This is a genomic window from Pseudomonas sp. BIGb0558, assembly GCF_024807515.1.
Lineage (GTDB): Bacteria > Pseudomonadota > Gammaproteobacteria > Pseudomonadales > Pseudomonadaceae > Aquipseudomonas > Aquipseudomonas yamanorum_A.
The window spans coordinates 203,309-215,663 of record NZ_JANUEW010000002.1 but is presented as its reverse complement, the minus strand read 5'-3'; the positions used below and the strand labels follow the sequence as shown (position 1 = coordinate 215,663).

Sequence of the window (12,355 nt, the reverse complement as noted above, 5' to 3'; positions counted from 1 at the left end):
TGCCTGCCAAAATAAATTTAATTTCAGCTATTTATAACCTTTGTTCGACAGTCCTTCACCGAGCGTGGTTCTTGCGTTCACAGCAACAAGCCATTTACGCGCCGATCAAGGATAGACCATGAGCCTTCCAGTGCAGGCCGAATTGCCGGCCATCCTGCTTCCATTTGCCAAGCGGGCCGAGCAGTCATTTCGTGACGCCGTGGCCGGATTGGACGGCGATAATGGCCTTTCTGCGTGGACGCCGCAACGTTGGGCTGACTTTGCCCGTGTGTGCGCCGCCAGTGATTTCGTCATTGAACAGAGTGTTCGTGACCCTTTGATGTTGTTGGAGCTGGTGGCCTGGGGCGAACTGGACCGCAGCTTTGCCCCTGGTGAGCTGTGCGGCCAGATTGCGGCTGCCGTGCAACAAGCCGAAACAGAAGACGAACTGGGCCGCGTGCTGCGCCGCCAGCGCACCCGCCAGCAAGTGCGCATCATCTGGCGCGACCTGACCCGACAGGCGGACCTGGTGCAAACCTGCCGCGACCTCTCGGACATGGCCGACGCCAGCATCGACCAGGCATACCAGTGGCTGTACCAGCGCCACTGCGTCCTGTTCGGCACGCCCACCGGCCGTCGCAGCGGCGAGCCGCAGCACATGGTCATCCTCGGCATGGGCAAGCTCGGCGCCGTGGAGTTGAACCTGTCGTCCGATATCGACCTGATCTTCGCCTACCCGGAAGGTGGCGACACCGTGGGCGTCAAGCGCTCGCTGGATAACCAGGAGTTTTTCATCCGTCTTGGTCAAAAACTGATCAAGGCCCTGGACCCGATGACCGTCGACGGCTTTGTATTTCGCGTCGACATGCGCCTGCGGCCCTACGGTTCAGCCGGGGCGCTGGTGCTCAGCTTCAACGCGCTGGAGCAGTACTACCAGGATCAGGGCCGCGACTGGGAACGCTACGCGATGATCAAGGCGCGGGTGGTGGCCGGTGACCAGGTGGCCGGCGCGCAATTGCTCGACATGCTCCGGCCGTTTGTCTACCGGCGTTACCTGGATTTCTCCGCCATCGAAGCGCTGCGCACCATGAAGCAGCTGATCCAGCAGGAAGTGCGGCGCAAGGGCATGGCCGAGAACATCAAGCTGGGCTCGGGCGGCATCCGCGAAGTCGAATTTATCGCCCAGGCGTTCCAGCTGATCCATGGTGGCCGCGACCTGAGCCTGCAACAGCGGCCGCTGCTAAAAGTGCTGGGCACGCTGGAAGGCCAGGGCTACCTGCCGCCGGCGGTGATCGCCGAGCTGCGCGATGGCTATGAATTCCTGCGCTACACCGAGCACGCGATCCAGGCGATTGCCGATCGCCAGACCCAAATGCTTCCGGACGGCACCGAAGACCAGGCGCGGATTGCCTTCATGATGGGCTTCCCGGACTGGGCCGCGTTCCATGAGCGCCTGATGTACTGGCGTGGCCGGGTGGACTGGCATTTCCGTCAGGTGATCGCCGACCCGGACGAAGAAGAGGGCGAAGAAAGCGAGTTGGTGGTGGGCGGTGAGTGGTTGCCCCTGTGGGAAGAGTCCCAGGACGAAGAGGCCGCTTGCCGGCAGTTGCAGGAAGGTGGTTTTACCGAAGCGCCCAAAGCCTTGAAAGCCTTGGCTGGCCTGCGCAGCAGCCCGCAATTGCGCGCCATGCAGAGATTGGGGCGCGAGCGTCTGGATGCGTTTATTCCGCGCCTGCTGGCCCAGGCCGTCGAGCACGCCAACCCGGACCTGGTGCTTGAACGGGTATTGCCGCTGGTAGAGGCCGTGGCCCGACGTTCTGCGTATCTGGTACTGCTGACGGAAAACCCCGACGCCTTGCGTCGCCTGCTGACCCTGTGCGCCGCCAGTCCGTGGATTGCCGAGCAGATCACCCGCTTCCCGCTGCTGCTGGACGAATTGCTCAACGAAGGTCGCCTGTTCAAGCCGCCATTGGCACCGGAACTGGCCGCCGAGTTGCGCGAGCGCCTGACACGCATCCCCGAGGATGACCTTGAGCAGCAGATGGAAGCCCTGCGTCACTTCAAGCTGGCCCACCGCCTGCGGGTGGCCGCCTCGGAAATCGCCGGCAGCCTGCCGCTGATGAAAGTCAGCGACTACCTGACCTGGCTCGCCGAAGCCATCCTCGAGCAAGTGCTGGCCCTGGCCTGGCGCCAGACCGTCGCGCGCCACGGCTCGCCACAGCGGGTGGACGGCACCTTGTGCGATCCTGGCTTCATCATTGTCGGTTATGGGAAAGTCGGCGGCATCGAATTGGGGCATGGTTCGGACTTGGACCTGGTGTTCATCCACGACGGTGACCCGCAAGCCGAAACCGATGGCGCCAAGCCGATCGACGGTGCGCAGTTCTTTACCCGGTTGGGCCAGCGGATCATTCACTTGCTGACCACCCAGACCAACTCCGGGCAGCTGTATGAAGTGGACATGCGCCTGCGGCCGTCGGGCGCCTCCGGTTTGCTGGTGAGTTCCCTGGGGGCGTTTGCGCGCTACCAGGAAAACGAAGCCTGGACCTGGGAACACCAGGCGCTGGTCCGTGCGCGGGTGCTGGTGGGCAGCCAGGATGTCGGTCGTGCATTTGAGCAAGTGCGGGCCCAAGTACTGGGCCGCCCACAGGACCTGGACAAGCTGCGCCAGGAGGTCAGCGAGATGCGCGCGAAGATGCGCGACAACCTCGGCACCAAGTCCACCGCGGCGGGAACGGCGGCGAATGCCTTCGAACCCACGGTGGCGTTCGACCTCAAGCAGGACGCCGGAGGTATCGTCGATATTGAATTTATGGTGCAATACGCGGCTTTGGCGTGGTCTGCGCAACATCCATCGTTGCTGCGCTACACCGACAATATCCGCATTCTGGAAGGCCTGGAGCAGGTCGGGTTGATGCCCGCCGCCGATGCCCATTTGTTGCGCGAGGTGTATAAAGCCTACCGTTCCGCCGCTCACCGCCAGGCCTTGCAGAACGAGGCCGGTACGGTGGCCGGGGACCAGTTCGCTGACGAGCGGCGTCAGGTGCAGCGAATCTGGCATGAACTGGGGTTAAGCTGAAACACTATATATAAGGCGGGGAGGCATGAGCCTCCCCGTATCGTTTGTGGAAACTACATGAATATTCTGATCGTTGGGCCCAGCTGGGTCGGTGACATGGTGATGGCGCAGACACTGTTCCAGTGCCTCAAACAACGCCATCCCGACTGCCAAATCGACGTGCTCGCCCCCGAGTGGAGCCGGCCGATTCTTGAGCGCATGCCCCAAGTGCGCCAGGCCTTGAGCTTCCCGCTCGGCCACGGCGCACTGGAGCTGGCGACCCGCCGACGCATCGGCAAGTCCCTGGCCGGCCAGTACGATCAGGCGATCCTGCTGCCTAACTCGATGAAGTCGGCACTGGTGCCGTTTTTCGCCGGTATCCCCAAGCGCACCGGCTGGCGTGGCGAGTTTCGCTATGGCCTGCTCAACGACGTGCGCAAGCTCGACAAGGCCCGCTACCCGCTGATGATCGAGCGCTTCATGGCCCTGGCCTACGCGCCGGGTGCCGAGTTGCCGACGCCTTATCCGCGCCCGAGCCTGCAAATCGACCCGGTTACCCGCGACGCTGCCCTGGCCAAGTTCGGGCTGGAGCTGGACCGTCCGGTGTTGGCGCTGTGCCCTGGCGCCGAGTTTGGCGAGTCCAAGCGCTGGCCGTCGGAGCATTACGCCAAAGTCGCGGAGATGAAGATCCGCGAGGGCTGGCAAGTCTGGCTGTTCGGCTCGAAAAACGATCATTCGGTGGGCGAGGATATTCGCCAGCGCCTGATCCCGGGCCTGCGCGAAGAGGCGGTCAACCTGAGTGGCGACACGTCCCTGGCCGAGGCCATCGACCTGCTGTCCTGCGCCGACTCGGTGGTGTCCAACGACTCCGGCCTGATGCACGTGGCCGCGGCGCTGAACCGCCCGCTGGTGGCGGTGTACGGCTCGACGTCGCCAGGGTTTACCCCGCCGTTGGCCGACCAGGTGGAAGTGGTGCGCCTGGGCCTGGATTGCAGCCCGTGTTTCGACCGCACCTGCCGTTTCGGCCACTACAACTGCCTGCGCCAGTTGCTGCCGCAACCCGTCAGCGATGCGTTGCAGCGGTTGCAGGGCACTGTGGTCGAGGTCCGTTAAGTTGCGGGTACTGGTAATCAAGACCTCATCCCTGGGCGACGTGATTCATGCCTTGCCGGCGTTGACCGACGCGGCGCGGGCGATCCCGGGCATCCGGTTTGACTGGGTGGTGGAAGAAGGCTTCGCCGAGATTCCCACCTGGCATCCGGCGGTGGACAAGGTGATCCCGGTGGCGATCCGCCGCTGGCGCAAGAACCTCTGGCAGACCTTCAAGAGTGGCGAATGGCGGCGCTTCAAAAAGAGCGTGCAGTCGACCAAATACGACTTGGTGATCGACGCCCAGGGCTTGCTGAAAAGTGCCTGGCTGACCCGCTACGTGCGCGCGCCGGTGGCCGGCTTCGACAAACAGTCGGCTCGTGAGCCATTGGCGGCGCATTTCTATTCCCGGCGATTGGCCGTGGCCCGCGGGCAGCATGCGGTGGAGCGCTTGCGCCAACTGTTTGCCGTCGCCCTCGGTTACGACTTGCCAAAAGGCCTGGGTGATTACGGCCTCAGCGTCGAAAAACTGCTGGGCCTGCCGCCGAAAAAACCGTTTGTACTGCTGCTGCACGGCACCACCTGGGACACCAAGCACTGGCCGGAAGCCTACTGGCGCGACCTGGCCGAGCGCATGGACCGCTTTGGCGTGGACGTGAAATTGCCGTGGGGCAACGCCGCCGAAAAAGCCCGTGCCGAACGCCTGGCCCAAGGCCTGAAAAACGCCGAAGTGCTGCCCAAGCTGAACCTGGCGGGCGTTGCCCGTGTGCTGGCGGGCGCCAAGGCGTGTGTTGCGGTGGATACCGGTCTCGGTCACCTCGCCGCCGCGCTGGATGTGCCGACGATTTCCCTGTTCGGCCCCACCAATCCCGGCCTGACCGGCGCCTACGGCAAGGCGCAGATCCACCTGGCCAGCGACTTCCCGTGTGCGCCGTGCCTGCAAAAGAAATGCACCTATCAACCGACCGCCGAAGACCAGCGCCGGTTTGATCTCAAGCGCGAGTGGCCACTGTGCTTCACTCGCCTGAACCCTGAGCGTGTCGCAACGCGATTAAGCACGTTGTTATTGGCTGAGGAACACTGATGCAACTGGCTTTTGTCCTCTACAAATACTTCCCCTTTGGCGGCCTGCAGCGCGACTTCATGCGCATTGCCCTGGAGTGTCAGCAGCGCGGCCACCAGATTCGCGTCTACACGCTGATCTGGGAAGGCGATGTTCCGCCGGGCTTTGAAGTGCTGGTGGCGCCGGTCAAGGCGCTGGTCAACCATCGGCGCAATGAAAAGCTCTACGCCTGGATCCAGGCCGACCTGGCCAAGCGGCCGGTTGACCGCGTGGTGGGTTTCAACAAGATGCCGGGGCTGGACGTGTACTTCGCCGCCGACGGTGTGTTCGAAGACAAGGCACAGACCCTGCGCAACCCGATGTATCGCTGGTTCGGCCGGTACAAGCACTTCGCCGAATACGAGCGTGCAGTGTTCGACAAAGACGCCAGGACGCAAATCATGGTGCTTTCCGAGCACCAGCAGCGGCTGTTCACCCAGTATTACGGCACCCAGGCCGAGCGTTTTCATTTGCTGCCGCCAGGTATCGCCCGCGACCGCCGCGCGCCGCCCAACGCTGCCGAGATCCGTGCCGAGTTTCGTCGCGAATTCGGCCTGGCCGACGAAGATTTGCTGCTGGTTCAGATCGGCTCGGGCTTTAAGACCAAGGGCGTCGATCGCAGCCTCAAGGCCGTGGCCGCGCTGCCGTCGAATCTGAAGAAACGCGCCCGGCTATTTGTAATCGGGCAGGACGACCCCAAAGTATTCCAGTTGCAGAGTGCTGCGTTGGGCCTGGGCGACCAGGTGCAGTTCTTCAAGGGCCGCAGCGATATCCCGCGTTTTCTGCTGGGCGCCGACCTGTTGATCCACCCCGCATACAATGAGGCGGCCGGCATGGTGCTGATCGAAGCGGTGGTCGCCGGCCTCCCGGTGCTGGTGAGCAAGGTCTGCGGCTACGCGTTTTACATCGACAAGGCCCAAAGTGGTCGGGTGTTGGACGAACCGTTCGAGCAGGCCCAGCTCAACCAGTACCTGGTGGAGATGCTCGACGATCCACAAGCGCGCGCGGCCTGGAGCCGCAATGGTCTGGCCTTCGCTGAGACGGCCGACCTCTATAGCATGCCGCAGTACGCTGCGGACCTGATTCTGGCGGAGCCAAACCGATGAAGTTGATTCTTGCCGAACCGTTCAAGACCCTGTGGGCCGGACGCGATGCGTTCGCCGAAGTCGAGAAGCTGGACGGCCAGGTGTTTCGTGAGCTGGCCGCGCGCCGTACCCTGCGTACGGAAGTGGACGGCCGCCATTATTTTGTGAAGATCCACCGGGGAATCGGCTGGGGTGAAATCCTCAAGAATCTGATCACGGCCAAGTTGCCCGTATTGGGCGCGGGCCAGGAGTGGGATGCGATCCAGCGTCTGCAGGAGCTCGGCGTGCCCACCATGACCGGCGTGGCCTTCGGTGAAAAAGGCAGCAACCCGGCCGATCAGCACTCGTTCATCGTCACGCAAGAGTTGGCGCCCATTGTCAGCCTTGAAGACCTGACCATGGACTGGGTCAAGCAGCCGCCCGTGCCGGCGATTCGGCACGCCCTGACCGTTGAACTTGCGCGCACCCTGGGCACGATGCATCGGGGTGGCGTGAACCATCGTGATTGCTATCTGTGCCACTTCCTGTTGCACACCGACCAACCGGTCAGCGTGCACAACATCAAGCTCTCGGTGATCGACCTGCACCGTGCCCAGGTGCGTTCGAAGATTCCACGGCGCTGGCGTGACAAGGACCTGGCGGGGCTTTACTACTCCGCCCTGGAGATTGGTTTGACCCGGCGCGACAAATTGCGGTTTCTCAAGGCCTACTTCCAGCAGCCTTTGCGCCAGATCCTGGGCGAGCAAAGCGCGCTGCTGGCGGCGCTGGAACGCATGGCTGCCAAGCTTTACGCACGCAAGCAACGATACGGGGATGCGCTCTGATGGCGGGTTGGAACCTGGAACCTGCCTACGCCGCCCTGGCGGATGACTTTGGTAGCCTGGAGGCGGTGTTCGCCTTGCAAGGCGAGCGGCTGACCCGTGATCCGTTGTCCGAAGTGATTCGCGTGGAGCGCGGCGGGGTCAATTATTACGTCAAGCGTTACGTCGGGGCGGGCAAGGGCTTGCGCCGCTACCTGGGCAAGCCACGGGTCAAGTCCGAATGGCAGAACCTCAAGCGTTTCGCCAAGTGGGGTATTCCCACCGCCGACGTGATTGCCTGGGGCCTGGAGCGTAAAGGCCTGGCTTATCACCGTGGCGCGATGATCACCCGCGAACTGCCGAAGACCGAAGACCTGTCGGCATTGGCCGAGCGCAACGACCCGCGACTTTCTGACCCGGTGTGGGTCAACAACATCAGTCGCCAGCTCGCGGAATACACGCGGACCATGCACGACCACCGGTTTACCCACAACGATTTGAAGTGGCGCAACTTGTTGGTGGACGACCAGCAAACCCTGTACCTGATCGATTGCCCCAACGGCGATTTCTGGCGCGGGTTCTGGCTCAAATACCGCATCACCAAGGACCTGGCCTGCCTGGACAAGGTGGCCAAGTATCACCTGTCGGCCACCCAGCGCCTGCGTTTCTACATGCAGTACCGTCAGCGCAAACACCTGGGCGCGTCGGACAAACAGCGAATTCGCCACGTGGTGAAGTTTTTCGAGGGGCGAGAATGAGTGATTTCCTGGCGGCCGAAGATCGGGCACTGCTCGAGCGCAACGGCCTCGACACGTTTGACGCGCTGTGGGCCAAGCAACTGGATGCAGTGGACGAGCCCAACACCAGTCGCGGCGGCTGGAGCAGCGTGTTTCGCCTCGAACTCGAAGGCCAGGGTTACTACCTCAAGCGTCAGAGCAACTACCTGACGCGCACCCTGCACCGGCCGTTCGGCGAGCCGAGTTTTGCCCGGGAGTTTCGTAACATCAGTCGCTATCGGCAGCTGGGAATTCCGGCGTTGCAGGCGGCGTTTTTCGGCGAGCGCAAAGTGGCGGGCGAGCATCGGGCGATGTTGCTGACCCGGGCGCTGGATGGCTGGAATGATCTGGATTCGTTGCTGGAGCAATGGCCTGAATTGAGCGAGGCGCAGCAGCGGGCGATCCTGCTGGCCTGCGGTCAATTGGCGCGCCGTCTGCACAGCGTGGGCCAGGTGCATGGCTGTTTTTACCCCAAGCATATTTTCCTGCAGGCCAGCGGCGATGGTTATGCGGCGCAGTTGATCGACCTGGAGAAAACCCGCCCGCTGTTGTTCGGCTGGCGTGACCGGGTCAAGGACCTGGAGCCGCTGTTGCGCCGTGCGCCGCAGTGGTCGCACGATCAGGTTCGCCAGTTATTGGCGGCGTATCTGGCTCAGCCTGAGGACAGTGCGCTGGTCGCAACGTGGCACCAACGGCTGGCGGCACGGCGCAGTCACAAGGAGAACCGCTGATGCGTTTGTCCGAGCTGAAAAAAGCCGGCCGCACACCCAGCCTGCCCTTGAGCATCGAACTGGCGGACGCCGCCGGGCCTGGGCAGTTGCAACTGCTCAACCTGCTGCGGGTATTGCCGGGCCAGCGCTATGTCGGCGCAGCCGTATGGCGCGGCCGCCCGGTGCTGGCCAAACTGCTGGTGGGCAGCAAGGCAGCGCGGCATTTTCAGCGTGAACTCAAGGGCGTGCGGTTGTTGGCCGAGCAAGGCCTGACCACACCGCTATTGCTGGCCGATGGTCTGCAGGAAGGCGAGGGCGGTTGGCTGCTGTTCGAATTTCTGGAAGGCGCCGACAGCCTGGCCGATGCCTGGCACGCCGTTGAAGGCTTGCCGCCGTTGGCTGACGAGCAACAGGCGGTGCTCGCCGAAGCGCTGGGTGCGATTGCGCAAATGCACGCCAAGGGCCTGTGGCAGGAAGACCTGCACCTGGACAACCTGCTGCGCCAGGATGGAAAACTGTATTTGATCGACGGTGCCGGGATCTGCGTCGAAGAGGCGGGCAAGCCGCTGTCCCGCAACCGGGTGCTGGAAAACCTCGGGGTGTTTTTCGCGCAGTTGCCGAAAAATATCGAGCCGTTTACCGAGGAGTTGCTGGTGTATTACCTGCTGAGCAATGGCGAACACGCGCTGCCGCTGGAAGCGTTGCAGAAGCAGGTGCGCAAAGTCAGCACCTGGCGCTTGAAAGACTACCTGAACAAGGTTGGCCGCGAGTGCACGCTGTTCAGCGTGGTGCGCGGGCCGTTTGCCCTGCGCGCGATTCGCCGCGAGGAAGAAGCGGCGATGCTGCCGGTGCTGGACCGGGCCGATGCGCTGCTCGACCAGGGCCACCTGTATAAGACCGGCGGGGCGGCCAGCGTTGCCAAGGTCGACATTGACGGTCGGCCGCTGGTGATCAAACGCTACAACATCAAGGGTTTTGCCCATTGGCTCAAGCGCTTCTGGCGGCCGAGCCGGGCCTGGCATTCCTGGCGCGAAGGCAATCGCCTGGCGTTCCTCGGTATCGCCACGCCCAAGCCGCTGGCGTTGCTGGAAAAGCGTTTCCTGTGGCTGCGCAGCCGGGCTTACCTGGTGACCGAGTACCTGCCGGGGCCGGACATCATTGAGCGGTTTGCGCCGTATGTTGAAAGTGGCGAGGCGCCTGAGGCTGAGTTGGTTGCCCTTGATTACCTGTTCGCCGAGCTGATCCGCGAGCGCATCAGTCATGGGGATTTCAAGGGGCATAACCTGTTCTGGCATGAGGATCGCTGGGCGCTGATTGACCTGGATTCGATGTGTCAGCATGGCTCCCTGGGCAGCTTCGCCCCGGCCTATGCCAGGGATCGGGCGCGGTTTATGCGTAACTGGCCCGAGAGCAGCGCGTTGTATCGGGTGATTGATCAGCGGTTGCCGAAAGAAGTGGGTTAGAGGTTTTAGGGCCGCTGCGCGGCCCAGCGGGAGCAAGCTCCCTCGCCACAAGTCCGGTGTCGGTTGCTAAAAGGTGTACTCGGCGCCTGCGCCGGCGTACCACGAGCGTCCTGGCGCCGCTTCGTAATAGCGGCCGTTGCCGTCCCCGACAATCACCGACCCTACGTACTGGCGATCCAGCAGGTTATCCAGGCGCAGGGTTTGGTGGAATGTCCAGTGCTCCACCTTCTGTTCAAACCGTGCGCGCCAGTTGAAGACGCTGTAGCCCGGCGCGGGGTGTTGCTGGTTGGTGTCTTCGACGTAGACCTTGCTGCGGTACATGCCTTCCACGGCGGTGCTGACCCAGTCCCGGGGTTTCCAGTTGAGTTCGGCAAACAACGTGGTTTGCGGGACGCCGGGGAGGTAGTTGCCTTTGTCCACGGGTTTGCCGCCGCCAATAAAGTCGCTGTCGTAGGTGGCTTGCAGGCGGGTGTAGGCGATGTTGGTGCTCCACTGTTCGCTGAGCTGGCTTTCGATGCCCAACTCGAAGCCACGGCGCAGGGTGCGGCCGGCGTTCTGGTAGCTGGTGCGGCCGCCAATGGATTGGTCCACCACCAATTCATCCTCGGTGGTGATCTGGAAGACGGCGGCGTTGACCCGTGTGTCATTCAACCGCGCCTTCAGTCCCACCTCATATTGGGTACTTTCGGAGGGCTTCAGGCCGAAGTTGAACCCTTCGATATTGCCCGGCGCATACGCCAGTTCCGCCTGGGTCGGTGTTTCGAAACCCTTGCCGGCGCTGACGTAACCGTGCAACTCGGGGGTGAAGGCGTACATCACGCTGACTGACGGGGTGTTTTTCTGGTAAGTCTTGTTGCCGCTGGAGTCGCCGTTGCTCAGGAACTGGTCGTCGACGTCCAGTTCCATGGTGCTGTGGCGTACCCCGGCTTGCAGGGTCCAGCGGTCGATGGCCCAGTTGGCCTGGATGTACGGATCGAGGCTGCGGGCCGTATCGATTTCATCCCGGCGTAGCTGGCCTTTTACGCCCAGGGTGTTGCCACTGTAGTTCTGATAGCCGTGGCGGCTGTCTTCGCTCTGGTCGAAATCCACGCCGGAGATGATCATCAGTTCGCCCGGCACGCTGTCAATCGGTTGCATCCAGCGCACGGAGCCGCCGTAGAACTTGCGGTCGAACTGCACCACGCCGCCGCCGCGTTCGTTGGCGGGTGTGCCTTTGGGAATCGACAGATACTGAATCACACTCCGCCGCCCGGTATAGGCATTCACCTGCAGCGTCGCATCACCAAAATACCGCTCGTAGTTCATCCCCAGTTGCTGGTGGTCGATGCTTTTCCGAGTGTTGTACAGCTCGGCGGCGCTGCTCACCGAGCGCGGATCCGCCTTGTATGCATCCCACGCCTGCCCGAGCGGATCCTGCGTGCCGTTCTGCTCCAGGCTGCTGTAGATCAGCGCGAGCTTGCTGTCGTCATCCGGCTCGAAATTCAGCTTGGCGAAGGTCTGGTCGCGGCGCGCACTGCTATGGTCGCGATAGCCGTCGGTGTCCATGCGCGAGGCGTCGAGCACGAAGCCTGCGCCGTTTGCCGCACCTTCGGCGGTCAGGTGGTTTTTGCTCAGGCCGTCACTGCCCACCAGCGTCTCGGCGCCGATGCGCGGCGGGCCTTCGCCGTTGCGGGAAAACATCTGGATCACGCCGCCCGCATTGCTGCCATACAGCGTGGCGGCCGGGCCGCGCAGGACTTCGATGCGCTCGGCGGTGTCGAGGTTGAACGTGGCGGCCTGGCCCTGGCCATCCGGGGTGCTGGCGGGGATGCCGTCGGCGATGAGCTTGATGCCGCGTACCCCAAACGCCGAGCGGGCGCCGAAGCCGCGGGATGAAATCTGCAAGTCCTGGGCGTAGTTCTGGCGATTTTGCACCACCAGGCCAGGAACGCGAGACAGGGCTTCCGAGGCGTTGATGCCCAGCTGGCCGTCGCTGATCTGCTCACCGCTGATGCTGTCCACCGAGTAAGGCAGGTCAAACGACGGGCTGGCGCTGCGCGAGCCGGTGACCACGCTCGGGTCGAGGACCAGCGGTGCTTCGTCGGCCTGGGCGCTGTGACACAGCCCCAAAAGACCGGGAAGCAGCAGCGCGAAACGAGTAGGAGCAACAGCTTTCATGAGTAAACCAACATCCATAGAGCACGCAAAAGCGCGCGAGTTTAACGATTCAGCCGCTCTTTGCCGAATACTCTTCCTGCCGTCTGCCGCTGCCACGTCATACGCAACCCTGGGTTAAGCTGTCTGGCTGCTGCCA

General features: G+C 62.9%; 9 protein-coding genes. 8 read left to right on the top strand and 1 reads right to left on the bottom strand.

The features are described from left to right. Window positions 1-118: 118 nt before the first annotated feature. The 8 genes from glnE to M2400_RS04265 are packed head-to-tail and all read left to right on the top strand — an operon-like array spanning window position 119 to window position 10,062. Window positions 119-3,058, top strand: a complete 2,940-nt coding sequence (gene glnE / locus M2400_RS04300; RefSeq protein WP_259195270.1) for a bifunctional [glutamate--ammonia ligase]-adenylyl-L-tyrosine phosphorylase/[glutamate--ammonia-ligase] adenylyltransferase — start codon at window positions 119-121, stop codon at window positions 3,056-3,058. A gap of 57 nt (window positions 3,059-3,115) precedes the next feature. After that, on the top strand, window positions 3,116-4,150 hold the full coding sequence (waaF, locus tag M2400_RS04295) for a lipopolysaccharide heptosyltransferase II (protein ID WP_177041197.1): 1,035 nt from the start codon (window positions 3,116-3,118) through the stop codon (window positions 4,148-4,150). A gap of 1 nt (window position 4,151) precedes the next feature. Next, a complete protein-coding gene (waaC, locus tag M2400_RS04290; RefSeq protein WP_177076099.1) occupies window positions 4,152-5,210 on the top strand; it encodes a lipopolysaccharide heptosyltransferase I in 1,059 nt (352 codons plus the stop codon). After that, the gene (locus M2400_RS04285; RefSeq protein WP_259195271.1) at window positions 5,210-6,334 is read left to right on the top strand and encodes a glycosyltransferase family 4 protein; all 1,125 of its coding nucleotides are present in this window, start codon (window positions 5,210-5,212) and stop codon (window positions 6,332-6,334) included. Before waaC ends, M2400_RS04285 begins: the two co-directional genes overlap by 1 nt. Then, window positions 6,331-7,137, top strand: a complete 807-nt coding sequence (rfaP, locus tag M2400_RS04280) for a lipopolysaccharide core heptose(I) kinase RfaP (RefSeq protein ID WP_259195272.1) — start codon at window positions 6,331-6,333, stop codon at window positions 7,135-7,137. The genes M2400_RS04285 and rfaP overlap by 4 nt, the downstream gene beginning before the upstream one ends. Continuing rightward, a complete protein-coding gene (locus tag M2400_RS04275) occupies window positions 7,137-7,871 on the top strand; it encodes a lipopolysaccharide kinase InaA family protein (protein ID WP_177076103.1) in 735 nt (244 codons plus the stop codon). The genes rfaP and M2400_RS04275 overlap by 1 nt, the downstream gene beginning before the upstream one ends. Next, complete coding sequence (locus tag M2400_RS04270) at window positions 7,868-8,620, top strand: lipopolysaccharide kinase InaA family protein (protein WP_177041206.1); 753 nt, start codon at window positions 7,868-7,870, stop codon at window positions 8,618-8,620. Before M2400_RS04275 ends, M2400_RS04270 begins: the two co-directional genes overlap by 4 nt. Next, window positions 8,620-10,062 carry a lipopolysaccharide kinase InaA family protein gene (locus M2400_RS04265; RefSeq protein WP_259195273.1) on the top strand — a complete coding sequence of 481 codons (1,443 nt, stop codon included), beginning with the start codon at window positions 8,620-8,622 and terminating at the stop codon, window positions 10,060-10,062. Before M2400_RS04270 ends, M2400_RS04265 begins: the two co-directional genes overlap by 1 nt. Before the next feature lie 66 nt (window positions 10,063-10,128). On the opposite strand, the gene M2400_RS04260 is transcribed toward M2400_RS04265, so the two are convergent. Next, window positions 10,129-12,219: a TonB-dependent receptor gene (locus M2400_RS04260; RefSeq protein ID WP_259195274.1), complete on the bottom strand. Its 2,091-nt coding sequence runs from the start codon at window positions 12,217-12,219 to the stop codon at window positions 10,129-10,131. Window positions 12,220-12,355: the final 136 nt, after the last annotated feature.